The 17,844-nt window shown below is 51.8% G+C and carries 14 protein-coding genes and 2 pseudogenes; 3 read left to right on the top strand and 13 right to left on the bottom strand.

Annotated features, from left to right (window positions below):
• Positions 1-11: 11 nt before the first annotated feature.
• The 8 genes from JCM12308_RS08320 to JCM12308_RS08285 form a co-directional block, all read right to left on the bottom strand.
• Complete coding sequence (locus tag JCM12308_RS08320) at positions 12-812, bottom strand: amino acid ABC transporter ATP-binding protein (RefSeq protein WP_008546717.1); 801 nt, start codon at positions 810-812, stop codon at positions 12-14.
• A gap of 37 nt (positions 813-849) precedes the next feature.
• Entirely contained in the window at positions 850-1,968 is a 1,119-nt protein-coding gene (locus JCM12308_RS08315) for an amino acid ABC transporter permease (protein WP_054783419.1), read from the bottom strand.
• 1 nt (position 1,969) lies between these two features.
• Positions 1,970-3,172 (bottom strand): amino acid ABC transporter permease, encoded by a 1,203-nt coding sequence (locus tag JCM12308_RS08310; RefSeq protein WP_054783418.1) that lies wholly within the window; start codon positions 3,170-3,172, stop codon positions 1,970-1,972.
• 83 nt (positions 3,173-3,255) lie between these two features.
• Positions 3,256-4,278: an amino acid ABC transporter substrate-binding protein gene (locus tag JCM12308_RS08305; protein WP_083416974.1), complete on the bottom strand. Its 1,023-nt coding sequence runs from the start codon at positions 4,276-4,278 to the stop codon at positions 3,256-3,258.
• A 578-nt stretch (positions 4,279-4,856) separates the two neighbouring features.
• Entirely contained in the window at positions 4,857-5,174 is a 318-nt protein-coding gene (locus tag JCM12308_RS08300; protein WP_008546501.1) for a lipid-A-disaccharide synthase N-terminal domain-containing protein, read from the bottom strand.
• The gene (locus JCM12308_RS08295; protein WP_054783416.1) at positions 5,174-5,950 is read right to left on the bottom strand and encodes a glycosyltransferase family 2 protein; all 777 of its coding nucleotides are present in this window, start codon (positions 5,948-5,950) and stop codon (positions 5,174-5,176) included. The genes JCM12308_RS08300 and JCM12308_RS08295 overlap by 1 nt, the downstream gene beginning before the upstream one ends.
• A 61-nt stretch (positions 5,951-6,011) precedes the next feature.
• Entirely contained in the window at positions 6,012-7,061 is a 1,050-nt protein-coding gene (locus JCM12308_RS08290) for a phosphatase PAP2 family protein (protein ID WP_054783415.1), read from the bottom strand.
• Entirely contained in the window at positions 7,058-8,773 is a 1,716-nt protein-coding gene (locus JCM12308_RS08285; protein ID WP_054783461.1) for an ArnT family glycosyltransferase, read from the bottom strand. Before JCM12308_RS08285 ends, JCM12308_RS08290 begins: the two co-directional genes overlap by 4 nt.
• Before the next feature lie 344 nt (positions 8,774-9,117).
• On the opposite strand from JCM12308_RS08285, the gene JCM12308_RS08280 reads away from it, so the two are divergent.
• Both JCM12308_RS08280 and JCM12308_RS08275 read left to right on the top strand, forming a co-directional pair.
• Entirely contained in the window at positions 9,118-9,672 is a 555-nt protein-coding gene (locus tag JCM12308_RS08280) for a CAP domain-containing protein (RefSeq protein WP_208608997.1), read from the top strand.
• Positions 9,673-9,883: 211 nt separating this feature from the next.
• A pseudogene (locus JCM12308_RS08275) lies at positions 9,884-11,929 on the top strand (M3 family metallopeptidase).
• Positions 11,930-12,011: 82 nt separating this feature from the next.
• Here JCM12308_RS08275 and JCM12308_RS08270 read toward each other — a convergent pair.
• Together JCM12308_RS08270 and JCM12308_RS08265 are read right to left on the bottom strand one after the other, a co-directional pair.
• Complete coding sequence (locus JCM12308_RS08270; RefSeq protein ID WP_008546546.1) at positions 12,012-12,431, bottom strand: DUF423 domain-containing protein; 420 nt, start codon at positions 12,429-12,431, stop codon at positions 12,012-12,014.
• Positions 12,432-12,596: 165 nt separating this feature from the next.
• Complete coding sequence (locus JCM12308_RS08265; RefSeq protein WP_054783413.1) at positions 12,597-13,730, bottom strand: choloylglycine hydrolase family protein; 1,134 nt, start codon at positions 13,728-13,730, stop codon at positions 12,597-12,599.
• 778 nt (positions 13,731-14,508) lie between these two features.
• Here JCM12308_RS08265 and JCM12308_RS08260 point away from each other — a divergent pair.
• Positions 14,509-14,973, top strand: a complete 465-nt coding sequence (locus JCM12308_RS08260) for a GNAT family N-acetyltransferase (protein WP_208608996.1) — start codon at positions 14,509-14,511, stop codon at positions 14,971-14,973.
• On the opposite strand, the gene JCM12308_RS08255 is transcribed toward JCM12308_RS08260, so the two are convergent.
• The 3 genes and pseudogenes from JCM12308_RS08255 to recJ form a co-directional block, all read right to left on the bottom strand.
• Positions 14,965-15,408, bottom strand: coding sequence for a GNAT family N-acetyltransferase (locus tag JCM12308_RS08255; protein WP_054783411.1), 444 nt, complete (start codon positions 15,406-15,408; stop codon positions 14,965-14,967). The two genes, JCM12308_RS08260 and JCM12308_RS08255, sit on opposite strands and share 9 nt — an antisense overlap.
• A gap of 10 nt (positions 15,409-15,418) precedes the next feature.
• Positions 15,419-15,877 carry a GNAT family N-acetyltransferase gene (locus tag JCM12308_RS08250; RefSeq protein ID WP_054783410.1) on the bottom strand — a complete coding sequence of 153 codons (459 nt, stop codon included), beginning with the start codon at positions 15,875-15,877 and terminating at the stop codon, positions 15,419-15,421.
• Between the two features lie 60 nt (positions 15,878-15,937).
• Positions 15,938-17,768, bottom strand: a pseudogene (gene recJ / locus JCM12308_RS08245) (single-stranded-DNA-specific exonuclease RecJ).
• Positions 17,769-17,844: the final 76 nt, after the last annotated feature.

The following is a 17,844-nucleotide window of genomic DNA, read 5'->3' as shown; positions in this document are numbered from 1 at the left end:
CTCCGACCAGATCAGTGGTTAAGGATCTGGGAGAGGAACAGCTGAGTACGCTCATGCTGCGGATTGGTAAAGAATGGCTCTGGCTCATTCTGCTCAACAATCTGGCCCTGATCCATAAAGATCACGCGGTTCGCCACTTTACGGGCAAAGCCCATTTCGTGGGTCACGCAGAGCATGGTCATGCCCTCTTCCGCCAGACCGATCATCACGTCCAGCACTTCCTTGATCATCTCAGGGTCAAGCGCAGATGTTGGCTCATCAAACAGCATGACCTTCGGGTTCATGCAGAGCGAACGGGCAATCGCCACACGCTGCTGCTGACCACCGGAAAGCTGACCAGGATACTTGTTGGCCTGCTCAGGGATCTTCACGCGCTCAAGATAATGCATCGCAATCTCTTCAGCCTGTTTCTTCGGCATCTTGCGAACCCAGATTGGAGCCAGTGTACAGTTCTCCAGAATGGTCAGATGCGGGAACAAGTTGAAGTGCTGGAAGCACATACCCACTTCGCGGCGGATCTCATCAATCTTCTTAAGATCAGAGGTCAGCTCGATACCGTCAACGACGATACGGCCCTTCTGATGCTCCTCAAGGCGGTTAATGCAGCGGATCATGGTTGATTTACCAGAACCGGACGGGCCACAGATAACGATACGTTCGCCGCGCATAACCTTCAGGTTAATATCACGCAGAACGTGGAAGTCTCCGTACCACTTGTTCATACCTGTAATCTCGATAGCCACATCGGTATCGGATACATGCATTTTAGAGCGGTCCGCCTGGATATCTTCAGCGAGGTTTACGTCACTCATTTTTATAACTCCGAATTTTTAGGCATGCACCAGGCGACTAGCGATGGCCGGTATGCAGTTTGCGTTCCAAATACATCGAATATCGGGACATTGCAAAGCAGAAGATAAAGAACATGAACGCGATAAACGCATAAAGTTCCACAAAGATACCATTCCAACGTTGGTCAGCAAGCGTAGGCGCAACCAGTCCGAGAGGATCCATAAGGCCAATGATCAGCACCAGAGTGGTGTCCTTAAACAGGCCAATAAAGGTATTCACGATTCCAGGGATAGAGATTTTCAGCGCTTGCGGCAGAATAATCAGACGCATGCTCTGCCAATAACTCAACCCCAACGCATCCGCAGCCTCGTACTGCCCTTTAGGCAAGGCCGCCAGACCACCACGGATAACCTCCGCCATGTAAGCACTGGCAAACAGCGTCACCATGATGACAACACGCAGCACGATGTCGAAGTTCACGCCCTTCGGCAGGAAGTAGTTGAGCAGAACGTGCGCAACAAACAGAAGGGTAATGAGCGGCACACCGCGGATGAACTCGATGAAGATCACTGCCAGTGACTTCACGATCGGCAGGTTGGAGCTACGGGACAGCGCCAGCACAATACCAATCGGCAGCGAGAACGAGATACCGGAAACACCAATGATCATGGTCAGCAGCAGACCACCCAGCTTGGTGGAAGACACCGGCTCAAGACCAAAACCACCCCAGATCAGCCAGAAAGCCACAAATGGGTAGGTCATGGAGGCCATCAACGCAGCACCGCGCTTCGGCATACCGTCCCAAAGCGCAGGAACCAGAGCCACAAACAGCAGCACGAAGGCCAGAATTGGACGCCAGTACAGCTCAGTTGGGTAGAAGCCAAACAGGAACTGATGATAACGCTCACGAATTACCGCCCAGCACGCACCATTTTCTGTCAGCGCACGGCACTCATCCAGAGAGTTTGCATTCCAGACGGAATTGACAAACGCCCAGTTGAAGATGCCAGGGACAGTCGAAAACACCACAAAGACGGAAATCAGCGTCAGTATAGTGTTCAGCGGTGAGGAGAACAGGTTCTCACGAGCCCAGCCAACAGCGCCAGTTGTGCCCTGGGGAGGCGGCAACTGCGGCTTTTCAGAGGTCGCGACATAGGCAAAAGTGTTTTCACTCATCTTAGCGCCCCTTCAGCTTTACGGATTCGTTGTAAACATTCATCACAGCTGAAATGCTTAGCGAAATCAGCAGATACGTTGCCATGAGCAGCAACATACATTCCATCTCACGACCGGTCTGGTTCAGCGTAATACCGCCGAGCGTACCCGTCAGATCCATATAACCAACCGCAATCGCAAGAGATGAGTTCTTGGTGATGTTCAGGTAGTTGGAAATCATTGGCGGAATGATGATGCGCAGGGACTGCGGCAGAACAACAAGGCTCATGGTCCGTCTTGGACGAAGGCCGAGTGCGTAAGCAGCTTCTGTCTGCCCCTTACTGATCGCCATGATACCCGCGCGCACAATCTCCGCAACAAACGCAGCAGAGTAGATGGAAAGCGCAAACCACAGAGCAATAAGCGGCGTACCAACTTTCAGGCCACCCTTCAGGTTGAAGCGACCGGCAACAGGGTAATCAAGACCAATCGGCATACCAGCAGCAAAGTAAGCCAAAACGGATGGTACAATCAAAATACCAAGCGTGATGTAGCCAACTGGCAAAATCTGGCCAGTTGCTTCCTGACGCTGACGCGCCCAACGACGGAAGACAAAAATACCCGCGATGGAAGCCAGCAGGACTGCAACAACAATCTGGTAGCCACCGTCAAACGTCAGTCCCGGAATGTAGAAACCACGGTTTGTTGCATAAACCGCCCCTTCAATAACTGGTGCTTTGACAGCCTGCTTTGGTGTCGGAAACACGTGAATGAAGACAGCGTACCAAGCCAGAATTTGCAGCAGCAGCGGTACGTTACGAACGCCTTCAATGTAAACCGCCATCAAGCGGGAGACGACCCAGTTATTGGAGAGACGCAGAACACCGACAAATACGCCGATGATAGTCGCAGTCACACACGCAAGAAACGCAACGAGCAGCGTGTTGAGCAAGCCGACAAGTGCCGCTTTCCAGTGGCCGGAAGCGGAGGTGTAGTTCACCAGGACCTGACCAATGTCATAGCCTGCTGGTTCGTATAAGAATCCGAAATTGAAATCTTTGCCAAGTGCTTCGAGGTTCTCGACAGCATTGCTGATGAGCATCATCACAACTGACAGAGCAACGACAAGCGCGATAATCTGGATCGTATAGGATCTGTATCGAGCATCTCGCCACAGTTGCGACAACTGGAAGCTATTATCGGCTGGTACGGTTGAAGTGCTCATAAGTAGCCCGCCTTATTTATTATGCTTAGAAAAAAGCGCTGTTATCCTGCAACAGCGCCCCCTTTTGTCAGATCTCGATCAGATCAACGGAATGGAGGTGCGTACTGCAGACCACCTTCAGTCCACATAGCGTTCAGACCACGAGCAAGGTTAACTTTGGTCTGTGTACCGAGGTGACGCTCGAACACTTCACCGTAGTTACCAACTGCCTTGATAGCTACGAGAGCGAAGTCGTTACCCAGACCAACGGATGCACCCATTTCGCCGGAAGCACCAAGCAGACGCAGTACTTCTGGGTCTTTGGAGTTCGCAGCCATTTCGTCTGCATTCGCAGCGGTGATGCCTTTTTCTTCAGCAATCTTCAGCGCGTTCAGAACCCAGCGGCCAATGTCTGCCCACTGATCGTCGCCATGACGGACAAGCGGACCGAGTGGCTCTTTGGAGATGATTTCAGGCAGAACGATGTGGTCGTCTGCGTTCTCGAAAGTCGCACGCGATGCTGCCAGACCGGAAGCATCGGTGGTGTACACGTCACAAGCATCTGCAAGGTAGTTTGCACGACCTTCAGTGTTTGTCTCGATGGACAGTGGCTCGTAAGACATGCCTTCAGCTGTGAAGTAGTCAGACAGGTTCAGCTCTGTAGTCGTACCGGTCTGGATACAAACGGTTGCACCGTCCAGCTCTTTAGCAGAAGCAACACCGAGAGACTTCTTCACCATGAAGCCCTGACCGTCATAATAGCTCACACCAAGGAAAGTGAACTTCAGGTCAGCGTCACGGGAGAATGTCCAGGTGGTGTTACGGGACAGGATGTCTACCTCACCGGAAGCCAGCGCAGTAAAGCGGGTCTTACCAGTGGTTGGAGAGAACTCAACAGCATCTGCGTCACCCAGAACAGCAGCAGCTACCGCACGGCAGTAGTCAACGTCGAAGCCCTGCCACTTGCCGTTTTCGTCAGTGTAGGAAAAGCCTGCAAGACCAGTAGAAACCGCACAACGCAGTTTGCCGCGCTCTTGCACGTCTTCAAGAGTGCCAGCGGAAGCTGCGGACAAAGAAGTCGCTGCGAACGCTGCACCCAGCGCAACTGGAAGGATCATTTTTTTCATAGAATTGGAGCCTCTTTTTTTGTCCAATTTTAAAATTCATCACCGGAAGTAGCAGGCTGTTCCCTTTCTCCTAGGAAAACATCCGAAACAAACACGTCAGCGCGTGCCCTTAAAGCCCCCCTATTGGCTTCAACCACTCCTCATCAAGCATTCGATGATATTTCTCTAAAAACGTCAAGAGGTTTTTATTAATAAGTTAGTCTACGAGGTGATATTCATCAACGATTGCAAAGTTTCTATGCAAATTATATCTCAAATGCATGCGATTTAACCATTAATCAAAATCGAGAAATATAGTTACGTATACGCATACAAACAAATTAATCCAAACAATACTGAAATAGAGAGGAAATATTACTTAGATTACAAGCGCAATGAAAAAACTAACCTTGAAAACTGAGCGCAAATTCGGAGCAATTTTCTTCAAAAATACGTATTTCACACTAACCTTTACAATCAATATGCACAAATAATACGCAATTTTACGAAAAACCCACGAGGAAGTCTATCTTCCCCATGGGCAAATAGCGTTCAGCAATTTAATTGCATTCTGGTTGCATTTATTGCGGATAAATCGCCTAGAAATTCGGGTCCTGGCGTTTTTCCTTGTAGATAAGCCATAGATTTCGGAAATAAATGATCAATCCGAGGCCTTGTCCCGCAATAAAAACAGGATCCTTCTTGACGATAGCGTAAGTCAGAAGAAGCGATCCGCCCCCAATGGAGAAGAACCAAAAGGCCACCGGGACGATGGATCGTCCCACCCGCTCAGAAGCAATCCATTGGATCATGAAGCGCATCATAAACATGAACTGCGCCACAAACCCCCAAAGAACCCAAAAGTCCCACTGGGCTACAAAGACGTCATAAACCCACTCATAAAGACCGGCCAGCATCAATGTGCCTCCTTCGCTGGAGACTTGTCCGACTCAGTCACCATCACCACTTCAGGAATGACCTTCCGGCGACGGCGCAACCACCACACGCCAAAGAGATCCAATACGCCCACCAGCGCCCGATCAAAGATCCCATATTTGGAAACACCGTGCTCACGCTCCCGGTCCACCACATCCACATGAACCACGTCATATCCTTCGCGGATCACAAGAGCTGGCAGGAAACGGTGCCAGCTGTCGAAATATGGGAGCTTCAAAAACACATCCCGGCGGAGCAGCTTCAGACCACAGCCACTGTCACGCGTGTTATCTTTAAGAATCGCCCCACGCAGCTTGTTGGCAGCTTTGGATGCATAACGCTTGAACACACTGGCCTTGCGCCCCAGCCGCTGGCCAGCAGCAAGCCCAACACGCTCACCACCCTTTTCCATCGCGGCAAGCATCTCACGGTAGTAGATAGGGTTGTTCTGCCCGTCCCCATCAATCGTAGCCACATAAGTACCACGCGCATGAAGCAGCCCGGTACGAACAGAACAACTTTGCCCACCAGACCGCTTATGATGGATCACCCGTAAATAGCCGTTTCTCTCCGCATATTGCTGGAGCACTTCAAGACTGTCGTCAGTCGACCCATCATCAACAACGATCGCCTCAAACCGATACTCTTTCAGCGCCTCAGCAATCTCATCCAAAAGCGGAGGAAGATTATCTCTCTCATTCTTCGCAGGGATAACGACGCTTACGTCGATTTTCTGTACAGCAATATCGTCGTTCATTTATTTTTTCCCGTTCAGCCCAGCATCTACCCAAGCTCAACAAGGAAAACCTGAAGAGTACCTAGGATACCTCAGAGCTATGATGCACACCCGCTGCTCGCGTATTACCTGTATTACTAAGCGCACGCAACCACCCAGAGCTGAAGACATGTGTCAGCGTAGGCAACAACTCACCCTGACTTGAATATCTGAACCCCAAGCGTCTACGCGCCATCCATCGAGCACTCAGATACGAAAAGACTCCTCCGACCACAAGTCCAGCAGCCACGTCACTGGGGTAATGTGCACCGACAATAATTCGGCTCACCGCAATCCAACTCCCAACGACAACAATAAACCACCGATATTTGGGCGCTAACAAAGCCAAAGCGATGATCAACGCGCCTGCAGTTGTCGAGTGACCGCTTGGAAGACTCGAAAGCTTTGCTTGCCACGCAAATGGCTCAAAAGCTAACGGCCCCATTTCATCAAACAACGATGGCCGCGCACGTCCAATGTTCCATTTAAGAGCAATAGCAAGCAATCCACTCGCTGCTACAACAAAGAATAGAAAGCTTGCGTAGACAGAAAGTGATGACATGATCATTTTTCTACGAAATGAGTTAGCCTGCCAGTCTCGAAAGATCACTGCTAAAATCCATAGGCCTGTCGGGATAAGTACCCAGTCTGACTTGCCCGCATCTGTAATCACATCGAAAACACTATGATAAGCATCAGGTAACCGCCGAGCCCAAATCGGACTGCTATGATCCAGAAAAACCATTGCAACCCCGCAAAGCGCGATAAGCAAAGCAGCCACATTCTGTGGTTTTAGTATCGATGGCAGATCTGGAATAGCAATATGCTTACGTTTCCGGCGATTTTTTAAGATCATGCGAAAAGAGTGAATATGATTTCGCGCGTTGCCACCAGCAACATGCATTAAAGCGCGCAGCCGATGTAAGAAAGACTGCCTAGTCTGTTCCTCTTCCTCACGACTGCCTTCAGCCTCTGTCTGCCGCTCTTCCCACTCAGCATCAACGGCATCACGGTTCAATTCAGCCTGTTGTTCGTTTTTTTGTTTTTCCCGTACTGGGCGCTCTAAAGTGTCTATGGAGCCGTCATTAATCATTGCGCCGCCCCACCCGCAGAAAAAATATGTACCAGCAATGTTTTACCGCCATTGATATTCAGGCCGGATACACTTGATACCTCTGAAGCCTTCATCCCCAACCGAAGAGCTTCTGCATCAAACCGATCCAGCTGCCGTCCTTCCACCAGCGCAACTCTGCAAGTCCCGGAGGATACGCCCGTCTCCTGCCCTCCATTTGCCAGAAAACGCGCTGCAGCTTCTGCGCCAAGTAACTTTGTTTGCGTGCCCTGCAAAAATACGAAGCTAGGCTCATAGAAACCTGCTGTAGCAATCTCTTTCCGCTCACACCCCGGAAGCCGATCAACCGCTTCCACCAGACGGGAGGAAATCCAAATTGTTGACAATGCCGGGCCTGAAAATGCCCAGAAACCAACAAACATTAGCACTGCGGAAACACTTGCATTCGGCAACGCAGAAACAAGCTTTCCTTCAAACAACTTAGATGTGGCTGATAACGCAGCAATGACAGCCAGCCCACACAGCACAACACCGGGCGGAGACGGCCATAGATCAAGCAGCAAAGGTCCGACAACAACGGCAATCGCGATGCCCAGCGGCACCAGCAAAAACAAAGCAGCAGAAGCAAATCGCCAGCCAACACCGGCACTCGCTGCTCTATCTGTCATCATCACGCCTGCCACCAGCAACGCCAGAACAGGCATCATGGGCAAGGTGTAATGCGGCAGCTTTGTTGAAACCAATTCAAACACGACCCACGAAGGGATCAGCCAACACAACAAGAATCTATAACAAAATTTATTCAATTCTTGCCTAATCCCCTTGAAAGTCACAAGGAGAAAAGAAGGGATTGGCCAGAAAATAATGAAACTGATTAACAGATGCGTCAGCGGCGGAGCCCCATGAGACTCCCGTCCGGTCCCCACCTTGCCCCACAGATCTCCACCTAGTGCATCTCTGAAGAAGGCACCATCTGTCTCTATGTAGATAGCCACCAACCATGGAGAAACCAATGCAAGAAACAGCAGTAACCCCGTAATCGGCGCAAGCCCTCTTAGCCAGAAAACCTTTCGTTCCCAGAGACATAAAGACAAGACCGTCAACCCGCTGACCATGAGAATGATCGGACCTTTGATCAGAGTGCCCAGCGCTAGTCCCAACCAGAAAAGCAAAGCCGAAGACCACACCGCTGGTCGTTGCTGAGCAACCCATATCCGCGCCATCGCACCTTGCGAGAGCATCACACAGGCCAGCAGCACTGCATCCGTTTTCGCTAAATGTGCTTCAACATTCAAAATGAGAGCAAGTGCGACCAGCAACGCCGCGATAAAACTCTCCTGTTCCCTGAAAAAGGCTCGCGCAATCCAGTAACTCAGTAAGACTGCGGCTATCGCCCCAAGAACGGAGGGCACTCGATAAACCCAGATTGGTGCGCTTTCTCCATATCCCAAAAGCTTTGCCACACCCACCTGAGCCCAATAGATGCCTATGGGCTTCTTGTTGCGCGCAAGCTCCTGAAAATGAATGGATACATAATTGCCCGTCTCCATCATTTGCTTTGAAGCCTGCGCGAAGCGAGGCTCATCACGGTCCAAGGGTGGAACAGACGTCAGACCCGGTAGATAAAGGCATAAACACACAACCAGCAAAACAAAGGGTGCCAGCCAGTCACGCCCAACAACGCGAAGCCACCATGCTGTTGGCTCGGACGGCTCAGCTTCGTTCCTATCCATGGGTACTGCAAGATTCATTTGCGCAGACATAACCGCCCTGCTGCCCTCCACGCTCTCGGGAAAAACGGAGCTAAGAGCAAATTGCTCCCCCGAAACAATAAGCAGCACATCATCTGGAACCCATTCCCCAAAACTCCTCACTCAATACTTGCACCATCCAATGCTTGGACTGCACCGTTGGTTTGGAAGCTGAAGACGACCTGAAACACAGGCCCTCGGCCTCCATGGATTGGTCGAGATCAAATGAATCTGGGAATTACGTGGATTAATCCTGGCCAGTACAGTTTCGGCCCAAATTCCGCCCTAAAATGAAATCGACTAATCGGGCATTTCGGGAAAAGCGCGTGACATTGGAATTTAAGGGAACTGCAGCCCTGCTGTTGGCTGCAATGCTGTCTGGCTGTGCAAGTCTGGGTATTGATAGTGCGGAAGACGTTGAGCTACAGCACATCGCAATCAACAAACAAGAAGCTCTGCGCCAGACCAACGCATGGCGTGCCAAACACGCCCTACCCCCAATCAAGCTCGATCCGCATCTCACGGAAGTTTCGCAGGATATGGCAGACCACATCGCCAGCCTGGATTCCCTGAAGACACGGCGTCATTCTTCCTCCAGCCTGCTCAGTCGAACCCAGTCCAATGGCTACAAATCCTATGCAGGAGCTGAGAACCTCGGCGCTGGCTACGCCAACATTTCTGCGGCAATGACCGGATGGAAGACCTCCCCGGACCACAACAAGAACCTGCTCAACAAGCACGTCACCCACATGGGCATTGCCCGCACCAATAGGACAGACGGTACCTATCGGAACTTCTGGGTGATGACACTGGCCGCCCCTCAAAAACCAGTCACCGCGACAGGCTTCACAACAGTCTCACTGCCGTTCCCTGTTCAATAGAGAACCCGGAAACTGGAATTGCGCGGGGGATTTTTCTCCGCCCTTCCTTTACGCAAGTGCTGTTAGCACCCATATTCAGATCTCTACCGCCTATTCCTGCACGAGGCATCCTTCCAGCAGGTATTTGCGACCATTTATGAGTGACAGCTGTTTGGCTCTTTCTGCATTTCAGAAAGAGTAAGACGCTTTTACGTTTCATCGGAGATTGAATATGAGCGAGACCGCAAAGGTTCTTCTGCAAGATTGGAAAACCCCGTTTGGACTTCCGCCGTTCTCACAGATCAAGCCGGAAGACTTTGAGTGCATTTGAAGAAGCCTTTAAGGCAGGCGAAGACAACATCATTCGCATTGCTCAAAATCCTGAAGAACCGACATTTGAAAACACCATTGCAGCTCTGGAGCTGGCAGAAGAAACCCTCGAGCAAGTCGCAAGCGTGTTCTTCAACCTCTCCTCGGCCGATACCAACGAAACCTTACAGCAAGTCGAGCGCAGCGTTTCTCCCAAACTAGCAGCCTATAACACCAAAAAGCTTCTCAACCCGGCGCTCTTCAAGCGCGTTGAGACCCTGATGGCGAAGAAAGACGCACTTGGCCTGACACCTGAGCAGGACCGTGTGTTGGAGCGCTACTACTCCATCTTCCACCGCGCAGGTGCTGGCTTGATGAGACGGGCAAGTCCCGCATTGCGGAGATTAATGAACGTCTTGCCACGCTGGGCACCAGCTTTGCGCAGAACGTTCTGGCAGATGAGGCCTCCTATAAACTGGTTCTGGAGAATGAGAGCGATCTGGAAGGTCTGCCAGAGTTTCTCGTCAAAGCCGCTAGTGCTGCAGCTGAAGAACGCGGTGAGCCGGGCAAGTACGCCATCACCCTCTCCCGTTCCTCCATTGAGCCATTCCTGCAATTCTCCAAACGCCGTGACCTGCGCGAAGAAGCCTTCAACGCATGGGCAAAGCGTGGGGACAACGCAGGCGAAACCAACAACTCCGCCATCGTGCGCGAAACCGTGCAGCTGCGGAACGAAAAAGCAAAGCTCCTTGGCTTTGAAAGCTTTGCAGCCTTCAAGCTCGATGATGTGATGGCCAAAACCACTGGCGCAGTCGATGACTTGCTCACCAACGTCTGGGGCCCGGCTAAAGCACGTGCACTGGAGGAAGCAGCGGACCTTCAGGACATGGCACAGTCCGAAGGCGATAACATCGAGATCGCTCCATGGGACTGGCGCTATTACTCCGAGAAAGTGCGCAGCGCCAAGCATGATCTGGATGAAGAGGAAATCAAACCGTATTTCCAGCTAGATCAGATGATCGATGCGGCCTTCTACACCGCAACTCGTCTGTTTGGTCTCACCTTCAAGGAACTGCAGGAACAGGATGTTTATCATCCCGATGTACGCGTCTTTGAAGTCTTTGATAAAAACGGCGATCACCTCGGCATCTTTATCGGCGATTACTTTGCCCGCGCCTCCAAGCGGTCCGGCGCATGGATGAGTGCGTTCCGTTCTCAGCAGAAACTGAAAGGCGACATCCGTCCGATCATCGTCAACGTGATGAACTTTTCAAAAGCACCGGAAGGCGAGCAAACCCTCCTCACCTTTGACGATGCACGCACGCTGTTCCACGAGTTTGGTCATGGTCTCCACGGCCTCATGTCCAACGTCACCCACCCGCTTGTGTCTGGCACCAGCGTAGCGCGTGACTTTGTAGAACTGCCATCCCAGCTCTTCGAACACTGGTTGGCCCAGCCGGAGATTCTGAAGAAGTTCGCCCGCCACTATCAGACTGGCGAAGTCATTCCGGAAGAGCTTCTGGAGCGTCTGCTCGCAGCAGCAAACTTCAATCAGGGTTTTGCCACTGTCGAGTATCTGGCAACCGCCATTGTCGACATGGCGATCCATAAGGAAGACGAGCTGGACAATCTTGATCCAGCCCAGATGGAGAAGAAGATCCTTGAAGGCATCGGCATGCCAAAAGAGATCATCATGCGCCACCGGATCCCGCATCTCCTTCATGCCTTCGCTGGCGACGGGTACTCTGCAGGCTACTACAGCTACCTCTGGTCAGAAGTCATGGATGCAGATGCGTTTGAAGCCTTTGAAGAAACCGGCGATGCATTTGATCCGGACACAGCCGCCAAGCTTGAAAAGTTCATTTATGCGGCTGGCGGTTCTCAGGATCCGGCAAAGGCTTACATGGACTTCCGCGGCAAGATGCCATCCATTGAGCCACTGCTGAAAGGCCGCGGACTGGTCAACTAAGCGCTAACTACCAAGTTCAGTTATCAAAAAAGGGCGGGCCAATCGGTTCGCCCTTTACTGTGAGATCTGTAGGATCAGCCAACTAGCCTTTCATCATCCTGTTCAGGCCAGTCAGAAACACAAACAGCCATCCCAAAATCATCAGCATCCCGCCTGTTGGTGCTGCAAAATCAAACAGCTTCTCGCCAACGAATAAACGCTGGGCAAGATCACCACAGAACAGGCCAACCCCGGCAAACAGCAGCAGCATAGCAAAGGCGATACCTTTGGAACTGGTAATCCCATGCGCAACACCCAGCCCGACAAAGGCCGCTGCATGCATCATGGTGATTTGGGAGATAATGCCCAGATACTGATTATCTATCGTATGAGAGCTGGCAGCTGAGCTCAGGATCGCAATGACACCGCAAAAACCACCAAGCGCCAATCCAAGGCCAAGACCTTGTCCGAGTTTGGTGCGAGGCTGCTCCGCAGGCACCGCTTCACTTGCACTCTCCGGCATGGCTGCTCCTTAATGTCCTATTCCAAATCACATACTGCGCGAAACACTTACACGCATCAACTGCATATAGGATAACCATCAAAAATTGCAAAACCTTCAGCAAACGGATTTAAATTGCAATGCGAAAGAAGGCTGCAAAGGACCTGCCTCAACAGCCTCCATAGGTTACTTCGCTAAGTCTGCCAGATTACTGAATGGATCTGACACCATCGGTTTTAAACTGATCGCCTCTGTACCATTCACATCAAAATCATCAAAGGTTACGGAGTTGAAGTTCATGGCATCTAACGCACGCACGTAATAAGTAGCTTCATTCAAATCAGCCATAACAGACCACTGGGTGTAGTCCGGACCATCATCAGCTCCCGCATCTGGATCACTATCGCGCGCAAAGCCCTTAGGGATATCGAAGTTATTCAGAATATGACCTGCAACATTCAGGTTCTCTTTTGAGGTATCTTTGACCTCGGCACTGTTGACATAAGTAGTCACTCTCACAAAGCGTGATGGCGGTGTTACATCACCCGGCACACCTAACATCCCCGAACCTTGACCCAATGGAGACAACTCCCCTTCAGGGAACTTTTTCGCGGCTGTGTTGATGGGGGTTAAGTTCACATAATTGCGCAGGTTAGTCATGTGCCAATCAAACTGCGGTGAGTTGGTCATGACACCCAGTTCATTGTCATAAATCTTCAAGCCATCATCCACTGGCTCAATCACAATAGATTTCCCGGAACGGTCATGAATGGTGAAATGGAGTGGTGGTATCTGCCCAAGAACCTTAAACTCAATGTCGACCAGCTTGACTGACTTGACGGCCTCTTTCACCTCTTCAACGGTCTCAAACTGCGACAGCACCCAAACCAGGAAGTTAATCGGCGCGAGCTCTCCATCAGCTCCGTTTGATGTTGCTTCAGAATACTTAGCAAAACCCGGAAAGTAGAGAGCACCAGCGGCAAGTCCGGCTTCATTTACGCCATCAACAATCGCAGTCTGCTCTCCTCTGATATCCATTCCAATGACAGCATACTTGCTTGTCCAGCTCGTCCCCTCCCACTCTTTGCCATCCTCCAGAGTACCTGCACTGGTGATTTTATAGTTTCGTGGGATGAGAGAAACGGTCGATTCAGTTTCAAATCCAAACTCCATCGTCCGCCCATACACACGGCTATCATCTTTAGCCGTCACCACAAAACTGGTGCACGCAGATGAGCTGACAACAGGTGAAATGAAAAGGGCAGTTGAACATAGTCCAGTCAACACAACGCGCTGCAGTCTTGAAAACAAAGATGGCATGCTAAGCTCCTTTTTGCTTTTGCATGAGCATCGTCACCAGCGTTCTCCAAAAAATGCATAACGCCTGCATCAGATTGAAGCGAGGCTTAGCAAGAGCTTTAAATCTGAGTTTCAAACCAATCATCGCCGCTAGGCAGAAAGATCAAAACCAACTCAGCTGTTTCAGCTTAAGAACGATCTGCTTTAAGTCCACCCAAATTCACACGACAGCGCTGCAACCTCCTTACGGTGAGGCAACACAAAGAGTACCGCATGGTCTGCCATGCAGCGTTGAGCCAGAATTCCCAAAGATCGGGATGAGCAAGGCGGCAGGCAATGCCTGCGCATATGGTAAATTAGTGAGTCTTCAGCATCGGCTGTCGCCTTGCCTGGGCGTTTTTGCAGGAGGCTAAGGCCAGGTCCAAAAGACACTTGGAAGACCTGAAGCGGTTGGAAAGCCTCAGGTCTCAGTGCTGGCGCCCTTTGGTCTGGCCGTACATCCGCTATCCCTCAACACTGTTGGTGAAAGGGGAACCTCCACGAACCCGCTGGATGATACGTTACCTCACCCAGTAGCCCCGCCCGGCTCACACCAGCCTGAGGGGCGTTCCCACAAGCTGCCCGTTCGCATGAACCTGCAACTCAGTATGCAGGCATTATCAGAAAGGGGGATAATTTCGCTGAAGGAAGACGATCACACAGCCTGATCCCGCATACCTACCGCAGCTCATGGCCTTATTTGTTGGCTCTTAAAAGCCCATTCTGCGATACTGTTCATCAGACAGCATATGGGCGGGTGATGCAGGATACTCTGACAATCTCAAATTTGGCTGATGTTCCTCAGTTTTTGGAAGCAGCAGCCAAAGGCATGTGGCAGGAATGGTGGGAGGAAGAAGGCCACCCGATTGAGGACGTTTATGAAGAGCTGCAAAAGAGTTTTAGCCCGGAAGTTCTGCCCACAACACTGATCGCCCATCAAGGTGATGAGTTCCTCGGCATGGTCATGTTTGTCCAATCAGATATGAGCAAACGCCCTCAATATACGCCTTGGCTGGCTTCACTTTGGATCTCACCTGATCTCAGAAGAAGAGGTTTTGGCGCGCGGCTGACAAAAGGGCTGGAAACACTGGCCACTCAACAAGGACACCCTCACCTCTATCTCTTTGCAAAACTGAGCCTTCGCAGTTTTTACGAAGGATTGGGCTGGCAGTGCATTGAAGCCGATGTCAGCGGAGTGGATATCTTTCGCAAAGACTTAAGGTAAAGCGGGAGACCGTTTCATGAGAACCTTGTGCAGCCCCGGTCCATAACCGTTCTCTTCAACACGCTCAACGATAAATCCCATTTTCTCATAGAAGGGCCGAGTGTGCTGAGAGGTATCAATATGGACCGCCAGATCCGGACAGTCTTCTGTGATGAGCTCCAGCCGATACTGAACCAGAGCCTTGCCAATGCCCTGACCATGCAAGTCACGGCGCACCATCCCCCAGGAAAGCCCCACTCCTTTTGCACCACGGAAGTAGCCGCCAGACCCAACAACCTGCCCCGCTTTCACGGCAACGAAGTAAGGATCAGTCAGCCTGTTCAGATCCTGAGCAAACTCATCCAGCTCCTCAGGCATAAAGAAGCGGGGAACATTGCTCAGAAAGATCTCCCTGCATGCGGCAAAATCAGTCTGCTCATATCTGCGAATGTCCATCAGTCGTCTTTCAGTGGCCCTCAAGGGTGAACCGCATCACAGGCAGTGTGCGTCCAACCGGCAGCGATGGTTTAGTGCCAACCACTTCAGCCCCCATGTGCTCATAAAACCCTTTTGCGTTAGGGTCCGAGACGATCGTGAGTTCAGGAAGCTGTTGCTCACGCAGCCAGTTCTGGATGAAAACAAACATGAGGCGGCCTGCACCTCGGCCCATCAGCCTCGGTGAAACCCAGAAGTCCTCAAGCTCACAGCTCTGATCATCCTCGACTGAGATGGAGAAAACTCCAGCAACACTGCCCTTTTCTTCCAGAACCCAGAAATGACGGCTCGCCAGAACATCCTCATCCACCAACAGATCAGGTAGCCACGCGGACATCATCTCCTCAGAGTAACCCCAGTGACGCTTTGCGGAGAGGATGACCTCATTCATCTGAGAAAGATGCTGTGGAATTGCTGCGATGATATTCAAAGGCTTCCCCCCTCTCACGATGCAGGATAAGTCCTCATCACGCATCAACACCCCCAACAACTAGGCGCCAAACTGCCCTTTGGATGGGTCTGCAACATCAATGATGCGTAAGGACGGTTTCGCCTGCCCCTGCCATGTATCAACACTCAAACTTCCGGCAATATGTAAGGGCTTGCCGCGCGATTGTAAGAGCGCTTTGCCGTGTGGCTGGTCTTCCGCCTTAAAGGCAATTGCCTTCAGGTTGGTTCCGTCATTGCCGCCAAGCGTCACACTCACATGCCCTTGCCCAACAACTTTGGAGAACTTGATCGGCACCGATGGCAAAGCAAAAACAGGTTCTGCATGCGATGCCCCGTACGGCCCCGCCTGTTCCAGCATATCAAGCAGGCTCAGGTTTGCCCCGGCGGGTGTCAGCACACCATCAATGGTCAGCTCATGATCAGCAGAGGCTTGCTCCACATCCTCACCAAGCTGCTCAGTCAAAAACGCTTCGAACTCAGGCACTTTATCTTTTGGATGGTCAGGCCAGCAGCCATCGCATGGCCACCACCTTTCACAAGCAATCCAGCCTCAACAGCAGCCCGCACAGCAGAGCCCAGATCAACGCCTATGATTGAGCGGCCAGAACCCGTTCCAACACCCTGATCATTGAAAGCCATAGCAAACGCAGGCCGGCGATAGCGCTCTTTCAGGCGAGACGCGATGAGCCCCACAACGCCCGGATGCCAGCCGTCAGCACCGGTTAGCAGCACTGCGGGCGGAACAGCGCCTTCCATCTTCTGGAACGCTTGCCCCTCACCCTCTTCCAGCATGACCGCTTCCATCGCCTGCCGCTCCTGATTGAGCCGCTCCAGCGTGGCAGCAATACGCTCCCCTTCAGCCCGGTCATCAGAAGACAGCAGCTTCATGCCAAGAGCAGAATCGCCAATACGACCACCGGCGTTGATGCGCGGTCCGAGCATGTAGCCAGATGATACGGTGTTGGCTTACCGCTCAACCGCGAAATGTCAGCAAGGCAGGAAAGTCCAATGTTCTCGCGCCGCGCCATCACTTTAAGCCCCTGCACCACATAAGCGCGGTTCAGGCCCTTCAACGGCACCACATCACAGACGGTACCAAGCGCTACAAGGTCGAGCAGGTCCATAAGACGCGGCTCAGCCCGTTGGGCAAAGGCCCCACGGCGGCGCAGCTCTCGATTGAGCCCGACCAGAAACAGGAAAGTCACACCAACAGCAGCCAGATGCCCCTGCCCGGACAAGTCATCCTGCCGGTTGGCATTCACCAGCGCATGGACTTCCGGAAAATTCTCATCCACCTGGTGGTGATCCAGAACCACCACCTCAAGCCCAAGCCGCTTGGCTTCTTCAAATGCCTCGAACGAGGTGGAACCACAGTCCACGGTAATCAGCAGCCGCGCACCACCTGCATGCAGCTGATTGATGGCTGTCGGGTTCGGTCCGTAACCATCAATAATACGATCGGGAATGTAGACATCCGGCTCCACGCCCAGCTGCATCAGATAACGTTTGAGCAGTGCGGAAGAAGTGGCCCCATCCACGTCATAGTCACCAAAGACGGCAATCTTCACACCAGCCTGCAAAGCATCGGCAACGCGCGCGCAGGCTTTGTCCATATCCACCAGTTTGGATGGATCAGGCATCAGGTCTTTAATGGAAGGGTTTAGGAAACCGGAGGCGTCCTCCAGCGGAACACTGCGCCCGGCAAGCACGCGTCCCACCACTTCAGGCAGTTCCGTTCTCTGTGCAATGGCAAGCGCCTGTGAAAGCCCCTGATCATCCAGCCGTTCACGCCACACACGTGCGCTCAAGGACTTTTTGACACCAAGAACGACACGTCGCTCAGCACTGGTTGCATCCAATGTCATAACCATAGAAAGAAACTGCCCGATATCTCATAAAAATGCAAAAGCGGACGAGTGTTTGTTACACCCGCCCGCTTTCATCAAT

It is taken from the genome of Pseudovibrio denitrificans JCM 12308 (assembly GCF_001310815.1).
GTDB lineage: Bacteria > Pseudomonadota > Alphaproteobacteria > Rhizobiales > Stappiaceae > Pseudovibrio > Pseudovibrio denitrificans.
This window is presented reverse-complemented; position numbering and strand designations above follow the sequence as displayed.